Source organism: Corynebacterium anserum, from assembly GCF_014262665.1.
Classification (GTDB): domain Bacteria; phylum Actinomycetota; class Actinomycetes; order Mycobacteriales; family Mycobacteriaceae; genus Corynebacterium; species Corynebacterium anserum.
This window is the reverse complement of sequence record NZ_CP046883.1, coordinates 1167972-1189626: the sequence shown is the minus strand read 5'-3', so window position 1 is coordinate 1189626 and position 21655 is coordinate 1167972. Positions and strand designations below refer to the sequence as shown.

Annotated in this window: 19 protein-coding genes, 6 tRNA genes and 1 pseudogene; 15 read left to right on the top strand and 11 right to left on the bottom strand. The window is 53.7% G+C overall.

Translation table 11 applies throughout. From position 1 onward, the window contains the following. Nucleotides 1-74: 74 nt before the first annotated feature. Nucleotides 75-1976: a 1-deoxy-D-xylulose-5-phosphate synthase gene (gene dxs, locus GP473_RS04990; RefSeq protein WP_185770689.1), complete on the top strand. Its 1902-nt coding sequence runs from the start codon at nucleotides 75-77 to the stop codon at nucleotides 1974-1976. On the opposite strand, the gene GP473_RS04985 is transcribed toward dxs, so the two are convergent. After that, nucleotides 1973-3178, bottom strand: a complete 1206-nt coding sequence (locus GP473_RS04985) for a ribonuclease D (RefSeq protein ID WP_185769843.1) — start codon at nucleotides 3176-3178, stop codon at nucleotides 1973-1975. The two genes, dxs and GP473_RS04985, sit on opposite strands and share 4 nt — an antisense overlap. A 99-nt stretch (nucleotides 3179-3277) precedes the next feature. Next, on the bottom strand, nucleotides 3278-3913 hold the full coding sequence (locus GP473_RS04980) for a DUF3000 domain-containing protein (RefSeq protein WP_185769842.1): 636 nt from the start codon (nucleotides 3911-3913) through the stop codon (nucleotides 3278-3280). Nucleotides 3914-4055: 142 nt separating this feature from the next. Between GP473_RS04980 and hemE the strand changes: the two genes are divergently transcribed. From hemE to hemQ, 3 genes are all read left to right on the top strand, one after another. Next, complete coding sequence (hemE, locus tag GP473_RS04975; protein ID WP_185769841.1) at nucleotides 4056-5216, top strand: uroporphyrinogen decarboxylase; 1161 nt, start codon at nucleotides 4056-4058, stop codon at nucleotides 5214-5216. Then, nucleotides 5213-6643, top strand: a complete 1431-nt coding sequence (gene hemG / locus GP473_RS04970; RefSeq protein WP_185769840.1) for a protoporphyrinogen oxidase — start codon at nucleotides 5213-5215, stop codon at nucleotides 6641-6643. Before hemE ends, hemG begins: the two co-directional genes overlap by 4 nt. A 253-nt stretch (nucleotides 6644-6896) precedes the next feature. Continuing rightward, on the top strand, nucleotides 6897-7616 hold the full coding sequence (gene hemQ, locus GP473_RS04965; protein WP_185769839.1) for a hydrogen peroxide-dependent heme synthase: 720 nt from the start codon (nucleotides 6897-6899) through the stop codon (nucleotides 7614-7616). 159 nt (nucleotides 7617-7775) lie between these two features. On the opposite strand, the gene msrB is transcribed toward hemQ, so the two are convergent. The 7 genes from msrB to GP473_RS04930 all read right to left on the bottom strand — a co-directional run bounded on the left by msrB (nucleotide 7776) and on the right by GP473_RS04930 (nucleotide 10418). Then, nucleotides 7776-8249: a peptide-methionine (R)-S-oxide reductase MsrB gene (gene msrB / locus GP473_RS04960; RefSeq protein WP_186276645.1), complete on the bottom strand. Its 474-nt coding sequence runs from the start codon at nucleotides 8247-8249 to the stop codon at nucleotides 7776-7778. Next, entirely contained in the window at nucleotides 8197-9690 is a 1494-nt protein-coding gene (locus GP473_RS04955; protein WP_186276644.1) for a glycosyltransferase family 87 protein, read from the bottom strand. The genes msrB and GP473_RS04955 overlap by 53 nt, the downstream gene beginning before the upstream one ends. A gap of 186 nt (nucleotides 9691-9876) precedes the next feature. After that, nucleotides 9877-9952 (bottom strand) — tRNA-Gly (locus GP473_RS04950). A 56-nt stretch (nucleotides 9953-10008) separates the two neighbouring features. Next, nucleotides 10009-10080, bottom strand: a tRNA-Cys gene (locus tag GP473_RS04945). A 53-nt stretch (nucleotides 10081-10133) separates the two neighbouring features. Then, nucleotides 10134-10209, bottom strand: a tRNA-Gly gene (locus GP473_RS04940). 40 nt (nucleotides 10210-10249) lie between these two features. Next, nucleotides 10250-10324 (bottom strand) — tRNA-Val (locus GP473_RS04935). Nucleotides 10325-10342: 18 nt separating this feature from the next. Next, a tRNA-Gly gene (locus GP473_RS04930) sits at nucleotides 10343-10418 on the bottom strand. Between the two features lie 302 nt (nucleotides 10419-10720). Here GP473_RS04930 and GP473_RS04925 point away from each other — a divergent pair. Continuing rightward, a tRNA-Val gene (locus GP473_RS04925) sits at nucleotides 10721-10795 on the top strand. Nucleotides 10796-11289: 494 nt separating this feature from the next. Here GP473_RS04925 and GP473_RS04920 read toward each other — a convergent pair. Together GP473_RS04920 and GP473_RS09640 are read right to left on the bottom strand one after the other, a co-directional pair. After that, nucleotides 11290-11550: a hypothetical protein gene (locus GP473_RS04920; protein WP_186276643.1), complete on the bottom strand. Its 261-nt coding sequence runs from the start codon at nucleotides 11548-11550 to the stop codon at nucleotides 11290-11292. 69 nt (nucleotides 11551-11619) lie between these two features. Beyond that, a pseudogene (locus tag GP473_RS09640) lies at nucleotides 11620-12231 on the bottom strand (FecCD family ABC transporter permease). Nucleotides 12232-12241: 10 nt separating this feature from the next. Here GP473_RS09640 and GP473_RS09555 point away from each other — a divergent pair. The 10 genes from GP473_RS09555 (at nucleotide 12242) to GP473_RS04865 (ending at nucleotide 21640) form a co-directional block, all read left to right on the top strand. Continuing rightward, the gene (locus GP473_RS09555; RefSeq protein ID WP_281381078.1) at nucleotides 12242-12370 is read left to right on the top strand and encodes a hypothetical protein; all 129 of its coding nucleotides are present in this window, start codon (nucleotides 12242-12244) and stop codon (nucleotides 12368-12370) included. Nucleotides 12371-13369: 999 nt separating this feature from the next. After that, the gene (locus GP473_RS04905; protein WP_186276642.1) at nucleotides 13370-13570 is read left to right on the top strand and encodes a hypothetical protein; all 201 of its coding nucleotides are present in this window, start codon (nucleotides 13370-13372) and stop codon (nucleotides 13568-13570) included. Nucleotides 13571-14165: 595 nt separating this feature from the next. Next, on the top strand, nucleotides 14166-14714 hold the full coding sequence (locus GP473_RS04900; protein ID WP_185769833.1) for a copper resistance CopC family protein: 549 nt from the start codon (nucleotides 14166-14168) through the stop codon (nucleotides 14712-14714). 168 nt (nucleotides 14715-14882) lie between these two features. Then, the gene (locus tag GP473_RS04895; RefSeq protein ID WP_185769832.1) at nucleotides 14883-15176 is read left to right on the top strand and encodes a hypothetical protein; all 294 of its coding nucleotides are present in this window, start codon (nucleotides 14883-14885) and stop codon (nucleotides 15174-15176) included. Between the two features lie 69 nt (nucleotides 15177-15245). Next, the gene (locus GP473_RS04890) at nucleotides 15246-15893 is read left to right on the top strand and encodes a copper chaperone PCu(A)C (protein ID WP_246394683.1); all 648 of its coding nucleotides are present in this window, start codon (nucleotides 15246-15248) and stop codon (nucleotides 15891-15893) included. Between the two features lie 97 nt (nucleotides 15894-15990). Next, complete coding sequence (locus GP473_RS04885) at nucleotides 15991-17202, top strand: Dyp-type peroxidase (RefSeq protein WP_246394682.1); 1212 nt, start codon at nucleotides 15991-15993, stop codon at nucleotides 17200-17202. 172 nt (nucleotides 17203-17374) lie between these two features. Further along, nucleotides 17375-19360, top strand: a complete 1986-nt coding sequence (gene thrS, locus GP473_RS04880) for a threonine--tRNA ligase (RefSeq protein WP_186277279.1) — start codon at nucleotides 17375-17377, stop codon at nucleotides 19358-19360. A 63-nt stretch (nucleotides 19361-19423) separates the two neighbouring features. Next, nucleotides 19424-19960 carry an HIT family protein gene (locus tag GP473_RS04875; RefSeq protein ID WP_185769831.1) on the top strand — a complete coding sequence of 179 codons (537 nt, stop codon included), beginning with the start codon at nucleotides 19424-19426 and terminating at the stop codon, nucleotides 19958-19960. Between the two features lie 3 nt (nucleotides 19961-19963). Further along, nucleotides 19964-20626, top strand: a complete 663-nt coding sequence (gene pgsA, locus GP473_RS04870; protein WP_186276641.1) for a phosphatidylinositol phosphate synthase — start codon at nucleotides 19964-19966, stop codon at nucleotides 20624-20626. A gap of 12 nt (nucleotides 20627-20638) precedes the next feature. Further along, the gene (locus GP473_RS04865; protein ID WP_185769829.1) at nucleotides 20639-21640 is read left to right on the top strand and encodes a phosphatidylinositol mannoside acyltransferase; all 1002 of its coding nucleotides are present in this window, start codon (nucleotides 20639-20641) and stop codon (nucleotides 21638-21640) included. The last annotated feature ends 15 nt before the right edge of the window (nucleotides 21641-21655 follow it).

The window sequence follows — 21655 nt, the reverse complement described above, 5'->3', positions numbered from 1 at the left end:
CATACCTGTGAACCACGGACGCACTGTCGAAAAGCACTCCGATGACCACAACGGATGGAGACGAGCCGAACTACATGGGCATCCTTGAGACTATTTCCACACCGGCGGATGTAAAGGCGCTTGATGAGGCACAGCTCGATCAACTTGCTGGAGAGATTCGCACGTTCCTCATCCAAAAGGTGTCTGCCACGGGCGGACATTTGGGACCGAACTTGGGCGTGGTTGAACTAACCATTGCCATGCACCGTGTGTTCGATTCCCCAACCGACCCGTTGATTTTCGATACCGGTCACCAGTCTTATGTGCATAAGATTCTTACGGGACGCCGTGATCTTTTTGATACTCTGCGCCAAAAAGATGGCCTGTCTGGCTATCCTGATCGCTCGGAATCACCGCATGACTGGACTGAATCTTCCCATGCGTCGGCGGCGCTATCCTACGCGGATGGTTTGGCAAAAGCATTCGAACTTGGCGGTCAACTCCACCGGCACGTGGTTGCACTCGTTGGAGATGGAGCCTTGACGGGGGGTATGTGTTGGGAGGCACTTAATAATATTGCGACGTCCAAAAAACGCTCGGTGATTGTCATAGTCAACGACAACGGTCGGTCTTATTCTCCGACTATCGGAGGACTAGCCGAGAATCTTGCAGCTCTTCGGTTGCAACCTGCCTACGACAAGGTCATGGATTCGGGGAAGTACGCATTGGGCCGTATGGGCTGGGTGGGCGATCGAGTTTTTCAGGTCGTACATGGCTTGAAAGAGGGTGTGAAACACACTGTCATCCCACATGAGATGTTTAGTGACTTGGGCATCAAATACATTGGTCCGGTGGATGGCCATGATCTGCGCCAAGTGGAAAACGCGTTGCGCTACGCGAAAGACTATGGTGGTCCCGTCATAGTTCACACCATGACTCAGAAGGGCAAGGGTTTTTCTCCAGCTGAGAATGATGAAGCTGATCAGATGCACGCTACGGGCGTGATTGATCCGGTGACCGGTGCTCCATTGAGCAAGTCGAAACCGGGCTGGACACAGGTGTTTTCCACACGGCTCATTGAGCTGGCGGACGAGCGCGATGACATTGTGGCCATCACTGCCGCGATGGCTGGTCCTACAGGTTTAGCGGAGTTTGCCAAACATCACCCACAACGTACCTTCGACGTGGGCATCGCCGAGCAACATGCTATGACATCAGCTGCTGGCCTAGCTTTGGGCGGCTTACACCCCGTGGTCGCGGTGTATTCGACGTTCTTAAACCGCGCATTCGACCAACTGCTCATGGATGTCGCTTTGCTCAAGCTCGGAGTCACGGTGGTACTGGATAGGGCGGGTATCACGGGCCCAGATGGTGCCTCCCATAATGGCATGTGGGATCTCTCGTTGACCACGATTGTCCCCGGTATCTACGTAGCAGCACCCCGTGACGGAAAACGCCTGCAGATGGCTCTCGACCGGTGTGTGGCCATTTCTGATGCACCGAGCGTTGTGCGTTTCCCCAAGGGCTCCGTACCGAGTGATGTCGAGGCGATCCGCGAAGAGACTGACTACGACGTGCTCTGCGAGTGCGCTAGCACTAATGATGCATCCACGATGACTCGTACCCGTCACGTGGTGATTGTGAACTACGGTAGCTTGAGCGCACAAGCCCTGGCAGCAGCCGACGCTCTCAAGGATCACGGATATGCCGTGACCGTTATTGACCCACACTGGGTGGTGCCGGTGAAACCAGCGCTCATTGAGGCTGTGCGCGGAGCCGACCTGGTCGTCACCATTGAGGATAACGGTGTCAAGGGTGGAGCAGGTTCGGTTCTTCAGGCACAGCTCAATGATGCAGAAGTAGATGTTCCTGTTCGCAACATCGGTGTACCGCAGGAGTTTATTGACCACGCCGAGCGTAATGAAGTGTTGGAGCAATACGCATTGGACAAGGAGGCCGTTGCTCGGCGAGTTGTCGAGTGGGCGGACAAACTCTAATAAAGCCGGTCAATCAGGGCTGGTATTGAGGAATTGGCGATGAGGTCAATTTGCCACGGTCTGGATCCTTGTGATTCCATGGCCGTGCCCACGGTGCTTTCGAATACCGCCACGGGATCCTGAGAGTAATCCACTTTTATCCGCGACGTTTCCCACGCTACTGTCCGGAGAGTTTTCATCGTCGCGAGGGTGTCCATAGTCAGATCCAGTTCTTCTGCTAGTGTGTGCGTCCGGTTGACTAGTACCTCGAGCGCCATAAACGCCCGTGGGTGATCCGTTTCCCACCGCGTGTAGGCGGGTATCTGTGCGACAGGATGGCGCGGTAATCGGGGTAAGGCGCGCTGTGGAAGATGGAGGGCTTCTTTGACGGCAATGTCCGCGCGCCGCTGGACGGTTGCGGGTATCGCAAGGCTGTGTAGTTCATCCAATGCTTGGTGAGGAGACTGCGCAATGCGGAGGATATCTTTTCGCTTGATTATGCGGTGCGGGGACAGGTTGTGTGTGGACGCATAGTCGTCACGTACTCTCCACAGTGCCCTCGCAATCGCCAGGCTGCGAGCGCTCCGCAGCGCAGATAGGCCTTTCATGTCTGTCCAGGTCGGCGTTGGGAGAGCAATCGAACGGTCGAGTACCGATGAGCATTCTTGTACGTACCACTGCCGGCGGCCACGCTCGTCGATCTGTTCCAACGTGATGGCTAGGAGTTCTCCGAGGTGTTCGACATCGAGAGCTGCATAAGCTAAAAGGTCCTCCGATAAGGGACGCGCAGACCAATCCTCCTGACCCTTGTCTTTGTTGATGGTGATACCGCAAAAATGCTCGAGCATGTGGCTCAAACCAGGCTGACCAAGTCCTAAAAGACGCCCGGTGATTTGGGTATCGTGGAGACGGGTCGGGTGCCAACCAATGGCGGTGAGATACGGAAGATCGGTGTGAGCGGCATGGAGGATCCACTCGGAGTGATTCAATACCTTTCCAAGAGCAGCATTTGCGGCGTCGGATACAGTCGGATCAACCAAGAGAGTGCCGCAACCAGGACGCCGAAGTTGTACTAAGTAGGCGCGATCGTCGTACCGATAGTCGGCAGCTCGTTCGGTATCTACAGCGATAAGACCCTCACCGCGTTGCAGTTTCTCTGCAGCGTCATACAGAGCTGATTCGTTGTCGAGCAGCGGGGGAATGCCATCGCGGGGAATACTCACATGCACGGTAGGGCGTACCCCTTGCGGTTTAAGAGTTGGGAGTACTTTGGGCAGCGTGGGAGCTCATTGCTCACTGTAGTGGTGGGTTAGTACTGGCGGTTAGCCCGCAGAAGAACCGGTTTGTTTACCCATACCAATGTAGGTGACCCCTTCCGGTGGTAGACCCGCCACATTTGCAAGCACTCGGGCAAATGCTTGGACATGACCGGAGAGGTCAACCCCCGTTGCTGTCCAGCTTGCGCGCATTTCGATTTGGAACGCACGTGGTGGCCCGCCGATTTCGCCATAACGGACAGAAGCGGTAGACGTTACTGTGCCACCTAGATTGGTGTATGGGCTGGAAGGCGAGTTCAATTCCTCCGTCAACCAATCCCAGGCCACATCTGGCAGAAGGGGATCGGAGGCCACGGACGCATCCATGTCCGCTTGGATATAAGCGACCATGCGCATCTTCGCTCCTTCCCAGCTTTCATCACTGTGTGGGTCGTGGAGCAGGATGAGTCGCCCGAATGCGTCACCTCCGTTGTCCGTGGAAAATTCGGGTACGTTAGCATCATCGTCGAATTCTGGATGGAGAACTTCGAGGCCGACGGCATGGCTTAGCGGCGCGAGGTTGCGGGGAGGGCGGATATTTCCCAGGCTGATACCGGAGCGAACTTGAGCATGTGACATTGACTGCACTGCTTGCTCGAAGTAGTCGGGAACGGCTAGGTTCTGCTCTGTCTCTTGGCTCACAATCCCTAAACCTAGCGTTGAGGGTTATGTTTCTGGGTAAGGCGCGCCGCTTCGGCGTGGCGTGTCCTGCACTTCCGGGTGCCAGGATGGGGTGCGGTGGGGAGATAGGAGTCAGCGGGAGAGGTACTGGCATAATGGGCTCATGTCCTCTGTTGAGTATGCACTCGATTCTGGTGCCATATTTCCGAGGGATGCTCAGGCCGCCGCATCCCACCGTCGAGCTAGCGTAGATGCGCCCTTCCTGGCGGCCGTTCGCGGTGAAAAGCCTTCTCGTCGTCCCATATGGATGATGCGCCAAGCTGGTCGTTCGTTGCCTGAGTATCGCGCCGTGCGCAAGGATGTTGGGATGCTGGAGGCCTGCTTCGACGCAGATCTGGTTGCCGAGATTACGATGCAGCCTGTGCGACGCCACGATGCCGACGCCGCAATTCTATTCAGCGATATTGTTGTTCCTCTCAAGGCCGCTGGCGTGGATTTGGATATTGTGCCGGGGCGTGGACCAGTGGTTTCAAACCCGATCCAGACAATCGACGCTGTGCGCGGCCTCCCCATCGTTGAACGTGAGCAGCTTGATCCCATTGTCCAGGGAATTGGCGGCATTCTCGGCGAGCTACGGGCAGATCAGGTTCTCATCGGTTTCGCTGGTGCGCCGTTCACGGTGGCTTCTTATCTTGTCGAGGGTGGACCTTCGAAAAACCATGAAGTGACCAAATCACTCATGTACTCCCACCCGGATATATGGCATGCTCTGATGCGGCAGCTGACTCCAACAATTGTGCGTTTTTTGCAAATGCAAGTGGAGGCCGGAGTGGATGCAATACAGCTATTCGACTCCTGGGCGGGGTACCTCACAGCCAGGGATTATCGTCAATTTGTGGCCCCATATACCGCCGAAATATTCCAGGCCATTAAGCCTTATGGAGTACCCATGATTCACTTTGGTGTGGGTACCGGTGAATTGTTGGGAGAGATGGCGATAGTGGGGCCTGATGTGGTCGGGGTCGATTGGCGTGTACCCATGGATGCTGCGGCGGCGCGCGTGAAGGCAGCACTTGAGCACGCGCATCCCACCGCTAAGCCAGAAGTCAAGGCGAAAGCCTTGCAGGGGAATCTAGACCCGGCGGTTTTATTCGCCGGTGAGGATGTCGTAACGGAACATATTCGACGCATAAATGCCGAAGCGGATCGGGCCATAGAACGCGGTCAAGCTCGTGGTCATATTTTCAACCTTGGCCATGGTGTTCTTCCCAATACTGATCCTGACGCCATCACCCGAGCCTTTGAGGAGGTACATCGTTCATGACGCCTCAATTCAGCGGAGACGATCGCCCAGTGAAAATTGCCGTAATAGGCGGGGGCATCGCCGGAGTGAGCGCCGCGTGGAAGTTGCGCAAGCTTCTGGGAGAGCGTGCCAACATTTTGATTGCGGAGGCGTACGACCGCATCGGCGGCAAGCTCAAGACAGTGAACTTTGCCTATGGCCCTGTCGACATGGGCGCAGAGGCATTCATGGGTATGCGCCAGGACTTCGTTGAGATCATTAAGGACGTCGGGCTTGAATCCGAGCTGCGCACACCGTCTGGACTGCCTTCAGGGCTTTTTATCGATGGCCAGTTGGTCGATATTCCGCGCGCGACGATCATGGGCATCCCGGCTGACGGCTCCACAGTCGAGCACATTGTGGGGTCGAAAGCTGCGCAACGTATCAATGCTGAGCGTGACGGCGTACCGATGACCTGGGCTCCGGGGCAGGATGCTTCCGTGGGTCAACTTGTCGAAGCGCGTTTAGGGTCGGCCGTGGTGCATCGCCTGGTTTCGCCCATGCTCGGAGGTGTGTACTCTAGCTCTGCATACGACCTAGGTGTGCGAGCGACTCTTCCACAACTTGCCAGTGAACTTGACCGTCGCGGTGCAGATGGAGGAGGCTTTTTCCTCACGGACGTCGTCAGCGATTTGCTGGCCGAGCGCCAACAGCGTTCCGCTTCCGGTGGAGGTTCTCCAGCACCAACTTTTTATAGTTTGGCCTGTGGTTACCGGGGCGTGGTCAACGCACTTGCACAACAAGCCGACGCGGAAGTTCTGTACAACACCGGCGTGGAGGCTATCGGGCGTAGTTCCAAAGGTTGGTACATCGAACCTATCGGTGACGTCGATGCCGTTGTTATTGCCACCCCCGCACCGACTGCCTCTGTCCTATTACAGGATATGGCCGTGAAAGCCTCAGAAGCTCTGTCCTCCATCGAGTTGGCAAGTTCAGTGGTGGTGGGGATGCGCTTTGCTTCTGACGTAGGTATCCCTCAACGTTCGGGTGTGTTGCTGGGTTCAGATGCTCCTACAGAGGCCAAAGCTTTTACCTTTTCCTCGCGCAAATGGCCGCATTTGGCGGAAAGGGGAGGCGCTTTTGTCCGTGCCTCTTTCGGCACTCTTCGTGAACCGTGGTACGTCGAGGCTGATGATCTCGCGTTACTTGCCTATGCTATAGATGATTTGCAAACGCTGACGGGAGAGCGGAAAAAACCTGAAGAGTTTTTCGTACAACGCTGGTGGGGTGGCATTCCGTGTTACGGACCTGGTTATCAGGACATAGTGAACGCGGCCTATGAAGAAGTACGTGACATTAAGGGGCTGGCACTGGCTGGTTCCATGCTTAATGGTGTCGGTGTTCCTTCTGCCGCTGCGACGGGAATCGCGGCAGCGGAAGAAATAGTTAGCGAAATGGGCTGGGGGTAATATCCCCGGAGCGAGCACGCTCCAGCCGAATAGTAGACGAATGTAACTAGGTGAATTGGCTGGAGGTTTGGCAGGCAGAGTTGTGACAAATGGCTGGATGATAGGCGCATGGAGAGTGAGGACGAGTATGTCGCATGTTGATGTGATCCGATATCCGATCTACCGCTCTGTTTCTTCTGCCTCAATCCGAGTAGGTTGGGGTAGGGAAAATTCGCATCTCTAAAGAACTCAAGAAAGGCAGTGTTTCAAGGTAATGAGCGAGCATCAAAACCTGGATATCGACAAATTGAATTCCGTGGTCCGCTACGCAATGTACTCCGTGTTCAAGGTTGAGCAGGGTTTCCTGGATTCCGACCGTGTCGCGGTGGCTGAAGATTTCCAGAAGTTCCTGGACTCCTATGAAGACAAGGACTTAGTCATTCGTGGTGTGTATGATCTGACCGGTTTACGCGCAGAAGCAGACATCATGATCTGGTGGCATGCGGAGAAAATGGAAGATCTCCAGGCGGCGTACAAGCGTTTCCTTCGAGAGACACTGCTGGGACAAAACTGTGAACCAGTCTGGTCAAACGCTGGTTTGCATCGTCCATCTGAATTCAATAAATCCCATCTGCCTTCCTTCATCATGGGGGAAGACCCAGAACAGTGGATTTGTGTGTACCCCTTTGTTCGCAGCTATGACTGGTACATCATGGATCCAGCTCAGCGATCGAAACTGCTGCGTGAACACGGTATGGCGGCTGTTGGTTTTGATGACGTTCGTGCCAACACCATCTCTGGTTTTGCTCTTGGAGATTATGAATGGCTTTTGGCTTTCGAATCTCCGACTCTGGAACGCATCGTGGAATTGATGCACAAGATGCGCTACACCGAGGCGCGTCTTCACGTTCGGGAAGAAATCCCATTCTTCACAGGCAAGCGCATTAACGGTGATGCAGACACTGTGAAGGCCTTTGTGGAATCACTCGCCTAACGTCTTCTACTGCAGAGGGCTGGTTCTTAGGGAGCCTATAGTCCTCTGCAGTTTTCGTGTGCGTGGAAGCAAATCTGCCAACGTAAGTGGGGGAGGAATGCTGCCAGAGGGTGTCAGGGAAGGAGGATGCCCTTTGTAAACTACTGGCAGCGGCGAGAACTAGTCTGGTTGGTCTCGATCTGAGGGCTTAAAGGTAAGACAGATGGAATTAATACAATAGCGCAGATCAGTAGGAGTGCCGTAGCCTTCACCGGCAAAAACATGCCCTAAATGGCTGTGGCATCGTGCGCAGAGAACCTCTGTACGACGCATCCCCAATGAGTCATCGTCTCGCGTGATGACTGCATCCGAATTAGCAGGATCGAAAAAACTAGGCCAGCCGCAGTGGGAGTGGAATTTCTCGCTGGAACGAAAGAGCACCGAACCACAGGCGCGGCACGAATAAGTTCCAGGTGTTTCCGTGTCCGTGTATTCGCCTCGAAATGGAGCTTCTGTTCCAGCTTGACGAAGAACGCGATATTCTTCGGGGTTGAGCATATCGCGCCATTGTTCGTCGCTGAGAGAGCGAAAGTCCACGTAGTTACTCTTGGTTGTTGGGGGAGGGGATGCTGTGTCGTCCGTATGGTTGTTCATAGTTGCGTTTGTCTTGGGACAAGCGGGAGGAGCGCCTGACTCGCGTGGAGTGAGGAGAGCGTGCGTCTCCTGCCGAGTGGGTAGATTTTTCCCGTGGTTGCGTGAGGTTATGAGGCTGGACAACGGCTGGTTGCTGAGAAGTGGGCAGTGGCCGCGCTCCGAAGAGTCCAAAGTAATGGATATCTCCGAGCGTATTCAGGCCGTTACTCCTTTCCTCTAGCGTCCACATTACTGTAGCGACCGCGGCGCTGAGGATGATTAGTGACCAGCCGATTGTTCCCCGTGTGTATTCAAATACCTGGCCCCACTTAATCCATCGTTCAGACTGCCACATGTCCGAGGAAAGGCACAGATATACGCCAATCCACGCTATTGGGTTATGCATGACTGAACGGCGGGAGAAAAGCGTGAACAATAGCGGGAGAATCAGCATGCTGTAGTACATCTGTCCCAGGGAACTGATGAGGAATACTCCCATCAAAAGAATGCTGGATGTGGTGCTTGCCCACATTAGCGGGTCACGATCACGCCAACGAAGAAGGAAAACTACGGCAATTAAGACTGAGGCGACGGCGAGGATCCGCCAGATCAATATCTGCCAGTGCGGGATACCGTAGTACACACCGATTCCAGCAATCGAAGAGTTGGCGTAGTCACGAACGATTCCCAGATAAGGCATGAGTTTGTCGACGTAATCCCCTGGCTGCACCATAAGCGGAATGGCAGCGAGGTTCAAGACCACGGGTACGGCTATGCCACTGGCGACGGCAAGGAATTGGCGTCGAGCAAATGGAATAAACAACAAGGGGGCAAACTGAGGTTTAATCGTGATAGCTAAGCCAAGAGCAACTCCTGCAGCGCATTCCAACGCCTTGTGGCGGTAGCGCAAGAGCAAAAATAAGAATAGCGCTAGGTTAAAAAGTAAAACACCGTTGATATTTGTGAAGCGCAGAGTGTTGTATGCCGACTCTGTAGAGAACAGAAAAATCACACTCAGTGGCCAAACCATCCCCGTGAGACGAAAATTAAACAGCGCGGTCAGTAGTCCCGCAGCAAGTACCATGGCGAATCCATTGAATACGATAAACAGGATGCGACAGGTGTCAAAATCTGAGATGAGTGTGATGGGGCTCAGTAATAAAGTTCCGCCGGGGGAGTAGAGGTAGTGCGGATCTGTCATCCACAATTCTTCATTGTAAACCGGTGCTCCTACTTGGAAACGCTGGAGGGCGTGCCACACCGTTGAAAAATCATCGACCGGAGAGGAATTATTCGGTTGGATGAACACCTTGTTCAACACGCAAAAAATGGCAAAAGGCCACGCCAGGCACGCGCCGAGGAGCGATAACTGTTCATTACTAAAGCGAGACCGCAGACCAGCAAGTGGGTCGGGATGCCCAACGCGGTGCCTTGGAGTGTCGTAGTGAGTGTGAGTTTTCATCGTCGGCAATCATATCGGTAAGGAAACCGTTCAGGGTGGAGGCTTAGCCGCGTAAGTCTAAATGTTTGGAAGAATGACCATGATCTACGCACGGGAAACCTGGAGTTAAAGATATGCGGAGTTAGAAATGTACGACGCGTCTAGCGCGCAAAGAAGAAAGCCGGAGGTGTTTTTCCTCCGGCTTTGTGGAGCGGATGACGAGACTCGAACTCGCGACCCTCACCTTGGCAAGGTGATGCGCTACCAACTGCGCTACATCCGCATATATCACGCCTACGTACACCCTTTGAGGATGTACGTAGGCGGTGATGAACGACGAGGTGGAAACGGGAATCGAACCCGTGTACACGGTTTTGCAGACCGTTGCCTAAGCCACTCAGCCATTCCACCGTGGCGAATAACCGCCTCGTTGGTTCACCCTAGTAGGAAAACTGTTGTGAACCTGGAGCGGATGACGAGACTCGAACTCGCGACCCTCACCTTGGCAAGGTGATGCGCTACCAACTGCGCTACATCCGCAAAATCCAACCTCGCTACACCGGGTGGGTGTGGCGGTGGATGGTGCGCAATACTGGGATCGAACCAGCGACCTCTTCCGTGTCAGGGAAGCGCTCTCCCGCTGAGCTAATCGCGCGAATTCCACGTTGAGTGGTGGAGCGGATGACGAGACTCGAACTCGCGACCCTCACCTTGGCAAGGTGATGCGCTACCAACTGCGCTACATCCGCATATACCGATCCATGGCTCATGCCAACCTCGGTGCGAGAAACACCCTAGTCGGTTTCTGTGTTTGTACACAAATCTCCAGGTGACAGGGGGTAGCCATTGTTTATTTACAACTGAACAGTGTGTAGTGGCAAGATAAAACCCTATTTCCTTATAAGGAAGCAAATTCAGCTGTGAGCTCGACGTTTAGGTGCTCCAGATACAGAGGTGTTAAATTAGCAGCTGCTCAGCGTGATAGATAACGGGCTGATGTCCGTCGCGCTGGTGCATTGAGATGAATACTACGGTGATTTCATAAAATTCTGGTCCTATAGCTCAGCGGGAGAGCGTTCCGTTCACACCGGAAAGGTCGCTGGTTCGATCCCAGTTAGGACCACCATAACCACAATGCCCTCTGAACTGGCTAAACAACAGCCAGTCAGAGGGTGTGTTCGTTTTGGTAACAAATGGACAGTCGCCAAAATTTGTTGCTTGCTTGCCGCCAGATTGTGTAAACGCAGCGCGCACCCTGAATCGCACTAGATTGTTGCGAGCTTGTCGCGAGCTGTACGACAGAACTGCAGCGGTCACCCTTGCTACCGTGAACGAAGGGAGCGTGTAGATCACGCGGCACTCACGGCGCTGAACGCGCCTTGCGCCATATTTCCTTGGCAAAGAATCTTTGCGTAGATTCCCATGAAAATTTTTGGTCGGTCGGGCTTGAAGCACAGATTCCCCACCCGGAAACTAGGGAATCGACCGCGACAAGGAATAGCGAGCAATATCTAGGAGTGCTGAACATCTAGGAGTATTGAACGGCAATAGTGGGTTGACCGTTGTCGCCTTGGATGATCCGCGCACTCACCCCAAAAACTCGCTCAATAAGCTGAGGAGTCAAAACTCAGCGGGGTAACCATGAGCAGCGACCTCGCCGGAATCCGGAATATAAAGATGATCACATAGCGCCGCGTAGATAATTTCTTGGCCTCGCGGAGTGTCCGACGAAAAAGAGCCGTGGCGCGGTGTCCGCGCCATAGCAACAGTGTTATTCGCCCTCAGCCCAAAGGAACTGTGGGGTTCTTGGGGTACTGCGGTAATAAGTTGAGCCATGGCGTGACTGCGCAGCTTTGCGATCTCCTGATTCGCAACGGCCACCGTGTTGTAGCTGTCGATACACGGTCCGCAATAACGTAGATTTCCCGCACTATTTGGCCCGATTTCCGGTCACAAGCCCTGGTCTGGCATATAGATTGATGTCCCGTGACCCTGACCTGCCATTGAACTTGGTGGAAAGACAAGAGACGTTAAGTCCGGGTGTCCCCATGTTCGTTCTCGTGATCTTCTGTTCATCGCAAGCAGCAGCAAGAGCAAGGGGGATCCGAAAAAGGCAGTGAGAACGTTGATGGGAAGCTCCTGGTCAATAGCGTGGGCGATTACTCGGCACAAAGTGTCCACACACACCAAGAGGGTAGACCGCATTACTGCAGAAATAGGTAACAGCACCCGGTGATTGGCGCCGACAAGGAACCGACCAAGGTGCGGAATAATTAGCCCAATAAAGGCGATGGTTCCAGAGACAGCAACTAGCGCCCCCGATCATCATATTCGTCACCAAGAAGACAGCCATCGTTAAAGACCCTGGATGCGCCCCTACTGCGAGCGTTGTTTCATCGCCGACAAGCACTGCGTTGAGCTTTTTGTTAATCCCACAAGAGTAACGCCACCGAGGATTGTTACTCCTAGAGTGACGAGAATGTGTGGCCAAGTGGCGCCGGCTAAGGAACCCATGGGCCAGGAGAGAATACTTCTGGTCTGTTGTTGATCCGCGTGAAGCACGAGAAAACTAGTGGCGGCGGAAAAGTTGCCCCGCCGCTACCTCGGCGAGGGTGAGCGTGAGGGGGATCCTGCCGGGGCCAACGCGAAGGTGAAAACCTCCAAAGACGCTGGTGCAGAGCCACACCGTGAGAAGCGATAGGAGGGAACTAAGGAATGCTGCGAGAACGAGGAGCTTACTTAAGGCCACGCTGGAAGAAGCGGCTCCCGCAAGCACTGAACCTCCAAAAATCAGAAGGCAGGTGGTGCCGAAACTGGTGCCTGCTGATATGCCCAGGAGCTAGGGCTCTGCTAAGGGATTTCTCACTAAGGCCTGGGTAGCTACCCCGCCCTTACTAGATCTGAGCCCACTATGGCGGCTAAAACTGGCCGGTGCAGACTGGTCTTTTAGATGATGATTTCTGGGCTTCCAGGGTGAAAGTCTTGACCACTGAGCCCAAGGTACAAGGGGCGGCACACCGAGGCAATGGGTACTGCAGTAGTTGCCACTACCGCTCCGGCCATAATTCCCACTGTAAGGAGGAGACAAAGGCTACTTCCCACGCTAAGGCTAGAGGTTCGAGATGGCATCAGGGGGTTGCTTTCACAAACTTCTGGAAGGTGTGAGAGTTCTCCACTCCAGGCAGCGTGGTAACTGACGCAGTCAGGCGAATGATCTGGTTATTCTTCACCCCCAGCCAACTGATAGACGGCATTACCTATTTGTTCGATTCCGATGGTAACCACACCGCGCGCGGCGAGATATGGGACAAATACACTACTCGTACACGAGTAGCCTTGTGATCGCTCAGATGGAATTCTTCTCGCGTCATTGATATTTCTTCTTCATGCTATCTATCAGTTGTTGAGTCCGCTCTGGTTGTTCATAAAAGTTACCCACATGGCGATGTTTTCATACACTTGATCAAGGTTATTCTCTCGAGCAAGAAAGAGCAGGTGCATACGCTGAGGAATGTAAAATACGTAAACCATATATGCACTGTGAGAGTATTGCTTCGTGGGAGCATCACCGTGTATATTATTCGTCTGTCCAAAGGCATCAACATACACGCACATTCCATTGGCTGGAATCGTTTCTTTAAAAAGCCCCGCTTCTCCAAGAATGGGAACACTATGTGCTTTTCTCGGATATCCTCGGGTAATGACTCCAACCCTCGTGACCATCTCGTTCCGATCACTCGCACCCAACCTTACCCCCAACTCCACAGCAGCAGTATTAGCCGTTCCAGTTTTATTTGGAGCATGGTCAATCGCGCTGGATTTTCCTTATCAATCCTGGATCGTCATTGGGAATCCAGCATTATTCTGCGCATCACTAGCTTACTTCGATGAAAAAGAATAGTGTGAACAAGTAGTCGGGGCGAGCGCAAGGCTTATGCTCAGTGCACAGTTTTTCTTTGGAAAATAGGGGAGTAAAATAATTCTCTTTGCTACATGAGTGCAGCCGTCACCCCAGGACATTACCAGAGGATTATACCATCAGATGTGGATGTTATTTATTTGCTCTGACACCGATAGATAGTCATTTCTCTATGTGACCACGGGCTCTAATGCAAAAATGTCATTATGTGTTTCTCTTTTATTTTTCATCTCATGAGTGATTGTGTGTGGGAGAGTGCAGCAGTTATTTCGACGGGCAGTCTCGAGTGTGAGAATGGACTGATGTGGGGTGGATACTCTCCTGTGTGTGACACAAGACTGTGGTGCGAAGCAGCGCGTGGTGGAAGATGGAGCCTTCAGTATGAGATATAGAACACAATTCACTGGAACTGGGAACTAATTTGTTTCTCCATACGACAACTCGACTGCCAGCCGTCCGACACGGCAGGTGATGATCGACTATCATCCGTCAGCAACAAACAAGATCCCATCACTGAAAGGTCCCTGGAACCTTGAGGAAGTTGTCTCTGCACACTGCTCGCACACTACGGTCTCCCTTGGCGACCGTAGCCGTTGCGTGCACGAGTGGACTTTTAGGGTCGGTACTGCTTGCTTCGCCGGCACTAGCTCACGACTCCGTCGTAAGCTCCAATCCACAAAACGGTGCCCATATAGGTTCGTTGCCCCACGAACTCACCTTGGAATTCTCCGGTGAGCCTCGGCAGGGCTACAACACCGTTGCGCTCTCGCGCGATGGCGACGTGCTCTTCAGTGGAAAGCCAAATGTCAACGGTAGGGTTCTGACTATCGACGTTCCGGACAACGTGGAATCGAACCCTGGTAACTACCTCATCGGTTTTCAAATCACTTCTTCGGATGGACACGCCACGCGCGGCAGCCTGGATTTCACTGTAGATGGCGACGGGTCCGCGTCGAATAAAGATGGCAACGCCTCTGAAAACGTGGGGAACTCTTCTGCATCACCGGGGCAACAGAGGGACGCACACAACGGCGTACCTGGCTGGCTGTTGCCTTTGGGAGGTATCTTCGTAGTTGCAGGCGCTCTCGTGATAGCGATCGCTCGGTTCGGAAATCTGAAGAAGTGATCTATTGAACTTGATGTCTCGGGATACTGGTTCGTAAATGGCTCACGCCGGATAACAGTTCTGAGGTAACTAACGGGTACAGCGCACTTTGCCCTCATACTTTCCGAAAGTCACCGACTAACCCGGAGCTTGTGAGGAAATAGTTGACAGCTCATACAGGAGAAGACAGTGAAGATTGTTCGCTCTGCCACATCGGCCACCCTTGCATTGACTGCTGCACTAGCATTGGCTGCGTGCACTCCGCCACATCAGAACGACTCTGATCAGCCTTTTAAGGACAACCAAACCGGTGTGGCCTCCCACTCTGCTGAAAACAGCAGTTCTACAGCAACAAGCTCTGAGGAAGCACACGCTTCCAACGGCAACACGAAAACGAATACTGAGGAAACAAGTCATCTGGTAGAGCCCCTCGCCCCGACTGTGGGCACCCCATCGGTTGTTACTGAAGCACCTGTTCGGTAGTTCCTCGGATGACGAATCGTGGGTTCAGGCATTGCAGCCCACACGAAACTTTCAAAGGAAATGATGATCGTGCGTACTTCCAAGCGCTCCATTCGCACCACCCACGTGGCAGTTGCCGCTATTGCTAGCACCTCTCTGCTTTTGGCTGCGTGTTCCCCAAATAATCAGTCGGACTCAGAGAAGACGATGTCTGACGTGTCCTCGAGCGTTGCTTCTGCAACGAAAGCTGCAGGTGATGAGAAGAGGGACGACGCAGCGTTGAGCTTCAAAGAAGCCTACGTCAAGGCTAAACCTGCAGATAAGGACATGACTGCAGCCTTCGGCGAGCTCACCAACAACTCAGACTCTGACATCACGATTACTAAGGTCGAGTCCACGTTGGCTGGCCACTTGGAACTGCACACCGTGAAAGACGGCGAGATGATGGAGGCGAAGGATGGCTTCACCATCCCAGCGGGCGGAACTTTGACGCTGAAGCCGGGGCATGAGCACATCATGATTATGGATAATCACGATGAGATCACAGCGGGTGACTCTGTCACGTTCACCCTCGTCGACAAGGATGGCAAGTCCTACGAATTCAAGGACGTTCCGGTTCGTGTTCAACAGTCCGGAGAAGAGAACTACGGCGGCTCAGAGGGTTCGAGCGCTCCTACCTCCTCTGCGTCCATGGGTAACATGGGTCAGGGTGACCACGCCGGTCACAACCATGGCTAATACCCACTGAAACTGGCAAGTGCCCCTCCACGTAATGAGGGGCACTTTGTCTATGCGCATAGCCTGATCTTTTGAAAAGAAAGCAGTTGATTCTTCTATGTCTCCTCAGCTCAGCCGCCGTGGATTCTTCGCCGGATTGGGAATGGCTGGCACTGCCGCTGTCATTGCTTCCTGTTCTCCTGATGGCAAATCCAAGGATAAAAATGGTACGACGCCGGACAATCAATCCGCAGGTCATTCCAGCGAAGATACACGTATTGATTTTGATGGTGAGCACCAAGCAGGTATTAAAACCGCGCCTCAGACGCATGCTTTGGTAGTGGCTTATGATCTTAAAAACCGGGATTCATTAGACAAAGGACAACGAACCGCGGATAGGTTGCGGCGAGTTATGCGGATTTGGACGGACGACGCTCGTTCGATGACCCAGGGGCGTGTGCCGCTCGCTGATCTCGAGGCAGAACTCACTAAGGCTCCCATGAACCTCACGATCACCGTGGGATGGGGTCCACAGTTGTTAGAAAAGGCCGAGCTGTTAGACAAGGTGCCGGCATGGGTGAAGAATAATGTTCACGGCTTGCCAGCGTTTAAGGGGGATAAGCTTAACCCGGAATTCTCCGGAGGCGATATCGTCCTACAGATTTGCGGTGACGACTTGACGGCCGTGAGCCATGCAGCCCGCGTTCTCACTCGCGGGTGCCGTGACTTTGTTGTACCGCGGTGGACGCAGCGCGGTTTCGTCGATGCTCCTACGGGTGAAACTCCACGCAACCTGCTGGGATTCAAGGATGGCACGGCGATTCCACGCACTGACGAGGAGTATGACAAAGCTATTTGGGATGAGCTAGGTGGCACTGCAATGGTTATCCGCCGAATTGTCTTTGACATTCCTGCGTGGGAAATCCTCGACCGGGATAGCCGAGAGGTTGTGTTTGGACGGTCTATCGTCTCTGGAGCCCCGCTTGGTGGACAAGATGAATTCGATGAGGTTGACCTTAATAAATTAGATCCCACTGGAATTCCCTTCATTGATCCTCATTCTCATGTAGGGATAAGCGCCGGAGAAGGGAAATTCATGAGGCGCCGTGCCTATAACTGGGATGGGGAGATTACGCCTCTGGGCAGCAGCGGGTTGATCTTCATTTGCTTTCAGAATGACCCTGATAAGGCGTTTACACCACTCCAAAAGAGATTGGCTGAATCTGATCGCTTGAATCAGTGGATTACTCACGTCGGTTCCGCAGTTTTTTGGTGTCCTCCTGGTACACAAGAGGGTGCCTACTGGGGATCGGGCGTGCTGGAAGGGTAGACTCTTTCAAGTTGGGGACTGTCACCCGGTATGTGACCGTCACAGAACGCTTGAAGGAGCACAACTCATCGTGAGCAACCCAGAATCTCGCCAGGATATCCAATCTTCAGTGTCTGCAGTATCTGCGCCTATAACCTTCACCGTTCCCGCAGGTGAAACCGCTGGCTCAGCAATGCGTTCGCTGGAATTGCCGAATAAAGGCCCCCAGGCCGTCGTTGTCGTGAAGGAAAGCGACGGCACTTTGCGTGATCTGTCGTGGACTCCCAAAACAGATACGACGGTTACTCCAGTTGCTTCCGATACCGAGGAAGGACGTGCGGTTATCCGTCACTCCTGCGCTCACGTGCTAGCTCAAGCTGTGCAAAAGGAGTTTCCTGGTACCAAGCTTGGTATCGGCCCAGCCATAGATAACGGTTTCTACTACGACTTCGAGGTTGATGAACCATTCACGCCGGAGGATTTGAGCAGAATCGAAAAGGCGATGAAGAAGATCATCAAGTCCGGCCAACGCTTTGAGCGTAAGGCGTATGCCAGTCAGGACGAGGCACTCACCGAATATGCGAATGAGCCTTTCAAGACCGAACTCATCGCAGATAAGGGAAACGTCGATCCTGATTCTGAAGAAGCTACGGAAGTTGGGGCTGGCGAGCTTACCTGTTACTCCAACATCAACCCTCGATCGGGCGAGGTCGAGTGGTACGACCTTTGCCGTGGCCCCCATGTGCCGACAACCCGCTACATTCCTGCTTTTTCTTTGACTCGTTCCTCGGCCGCGTACTGGCGCGGTGATCAGTCGAAGGCAGGGTTGCAGCGCATTTATGGTACTGCGTGGGAGTCTAAAGAAGCGCTTGCTGAATATAGGACAATGCTCGAAGAGGCTGAAAAGCGTGATCATCGCCGCCTCGGCACTGAGATGGACTTGTTCAGTTTTCCTGATGAGATCGGTTCCGGTTTCCCCGTCTTCCATCCCGACGGCGGGATCATTCGTCATGAAATGGAGGAGCATTCGCGACGCCGCCACCTGGCGTCAGGCTATTCCTTCGTGAATACCCCGCACATTACGAAGGGCGATCTCTTCCAAAAATCTGGTCACCTTGATTTCTATGCGGACGGGATGTTCCCTCCGATGCAGCTCGATGGTGAAACCGATGCCGACGGCAATGTCACTAAACCGGCGCAAGATTATTACGCCAAGCCGATGAACTGCCCGATGCATAATCTCATTTATTCCTCCCGCGGACGTTCCTACCGGGAGTTGCCACTGCGGCTTTTTGAATTTGGCACGGTCTATCGCTATGAGAAGTCCGGTGTGATTCACGGTCTCACTCGAGCACGCGGTTTTACTCAAGATGACGCACACATCTACTGCACTGAGGATCAACTGGAATCGGAACTGACGTCGGTTCTGGAATTCATCATTTCTTTGCTCCAAGACTACGGGTTGGACGACTTCTATTTGGAGCTATCCACTAAGGATGAGAAGAAGTTTGTGGGCTCCGATGAAATCTGGGAGCGTTCGACGAGCATCCTTCAACGCGTCGCTGAAAAATCAGGTCTCGATCTTGTTCCAGATCCGGGCGGCGCTGCTTTCTATGGCCCGAAGATTTCCGTGCAAGCTCGTGATGCCATAGGTCGTACCTGGCAGATGTCTACCGTGCAGCTGGACTTCAACCTGCCAGAGCGTTTCAATTTGGAATACACAGCTCCGGATGGGACGAAGCAGCGGCCGATCATGATCCACCGCGCGCTGTTTGGTTCGATTGAGCGTTTCTTCGGCGTGTTGCTTGAGCACTACGCCGGAGCATTCCCTGCATGGCTAGCACCTCACCAAGTGGTCGGTATCCCAGTGGCAGATGATTTCAACGACTACCTCGATGAATTCACTCAGCGTTTGCGTGATCGTGGCATCCGGGCCGAGGTGGATACCTCTGACGACCGTATGCAAAAGAAGATCCGTAACCACACGACAAGCAAGGTTCCATTTATGCTGCTCGTCGGCGGACGGGATCAAGAAGCCGGAGCCGTCAGCTTCCGTTTCCTCGATGGCACGCAGGTCAATGGCGTGCCACAGGAACAGGCTGTGGAATTGATCAGTAATTGGATTTCTTCCCGGCGCAACGACCAACCAACGAAGGAAACGGTATCCGCGCTGCTGTAGTCAGCGTGGGGCGGAGATTACGCAGGGCTTTTAGTCGGCGATAACGCTCAGGGAGGTACGTGGATGGAAAACTATGTGGATCATGGCGTGGGTGATACCCCGAATAATCCTAATGGGTTATTGCGCCTGTGGGCACCCTATCGCTCCGCGTACCTGACCACTTCAGAGCGAGACGAAGACCCTTTCCTCACGCTTCCACAGAAGTCGGATGAGGAGGCTTTGATCATTGCCCGTGGCAAGACGGTTTATTGTGTCCTGAATTTATTTCCCTACAATCCAGGGCACATGATGCTTGTCCCTTATCGGAAGGTTGCTGACTATACTGAGTTGACTGATGAGGAAACGTCGGAACTTTCCTCCTTCACCAAGACAGCTATCCGTGCGCTGCGAGCCGTGTCGCATCCGGATGCAATTAACGTTGGTCTCAATTTGGGTCGCGCATCGGGGGGAAGTGTTTCTCAGCATCTTCATCAACATGTGGTGCCACGTTGGACTGGAGATGCTAATTTCATGACGGTTATTGCGGGAACCAAAGTACTCCCGCAGACCCTAAGACAAACTCGTCAGTTGTTGGCCGCTGCGTGGCAGGAGGTGCAGTAGTTCGTGTTGAGCGTGCATGGCCGCAAGCCGGCGTCCGTAGTGATCGAGCCGATAGCCCGTGGTTTAAGTAAGGCGGGTATCACCCCGAACATGGTGACGCTCGGTGGCACAATTCTCGCCATTGTGTTCGCACTGTGGCTCATTCCCAGTGGGCACCATTTTGCTGCTGCAGTTCTCATCGGCCTTACTGTGGCCACCGACATGGTTGATGGAACGATGGCCAGAATGCGTGGCGGTGGCACTCGCTTTGGAGCGACTCTCGATGCCACCTGTGACCGTCTCACTGATGGAGCTGTTTTTGGCGCGCTCGCGTTGTGGTTTTCTCATCCTGAGGAGCCACACCGCATCCTCATGATTCTTAGTTTGGTCATTCTCGTCGCCAGTCAGGTCACGAGCTATGTCAAAGCCCGAGCTGAAGCCAGCGGAATCAAGGTCGTAGGGGGGTTGATCGAACGCCCCGAGCGCCTCATCATCGGGCTGATGTCATTGGGACTCGATGGTTTGGGAATCCCCTATGTGCTTGCAGCTGGGTTATGGATTCTCGTTGTTGGGTCCTTGTATACAGTTGTGGAACGTCTTGTCATTGTGGCCCGGTCCGACGCCGCCAGTGAGCTCATTGAAGCACCCGCCGGCGCACGTGAGTTTTCTTCACCACAGGATGATTAACAGGGGGCTGCCTTGAGTACGGATACACCGACACCCGAGCCAACCTACCCGCAAACTGGTCTCTCATGGACACAAAAGCTCTCAGCATGGTCCTATAAAGCCGGCTGGGCGTTGACGAAGAGACTTCCACCCCGTGTCGCCGCGGTGTTGTTTAATATCGGGGCGGACGCGGCCTCGAAAAGAGGACGGGGGCTGCCCCAACTGCGCAGGAATCTTGCCCGAGTGGTGGGGGAGGAAAAAGTCACCGACGAGCTGATCCGTGCCAGTATGCGCAGCTACATGCGTTATTGGCGGGAGGCATTTCAATTACCGGCCATCGCAGGTCCCGAGTTGGCCGCAAAGATTAACAAGTGTGTGCCCTATGACGTTCATCAGAAAATCAGTGCCGCACTGGCAGCCGGTAAAGGCGTAGTCATCACGTTGCCGCATTCCGCAAACTGGGATATGGCAGGAATGTGGCTGGTGAATTACTATTCGGATTTCACCACCGTCGCTGAGCGTCTGCGGCCGGAATCTCTTTTTGAAGCATTTGTGGAGTACCGCCGCTCACTGGGTTTTGATGTCATCGCGTTAACCGGGGCGGATCAGCCGCCGATGGAACGCTTGGCTCATACGCTTGCGGACAACCGTGTGGTCTGTCTAATGGGAGAGCGGGACATTACCGGTCACGGGGTGGAGGTGGAGTTTTTCGGCGAGCGTTGCGCAATGCCCGCCGGATCCGCATTACTAGCACAGCGAGCAGGTTGCCCTCTCTATGCGGCAAACCTGTGGTACGAGGGAGAGGATAGTTGGGGTATTGCCTTTTCAGATGCCATCAATACCAACCAGCCTTTAGATGACGTGGTTCAAGAACAAGCCCGGTGGTTTGAACAATTCATTGCAGAACACCCCCAGGACTGGCATATGCTACAGCCCATATGGTTTTCAGACCTTTCTGAGCAACGTTTGCGTCGGATGGGAGTAGCTTTCAACGAAGATCACCGGTACACCGCGAGGCGCCAGGATAAGGAGTGACGAGTATGACTGATC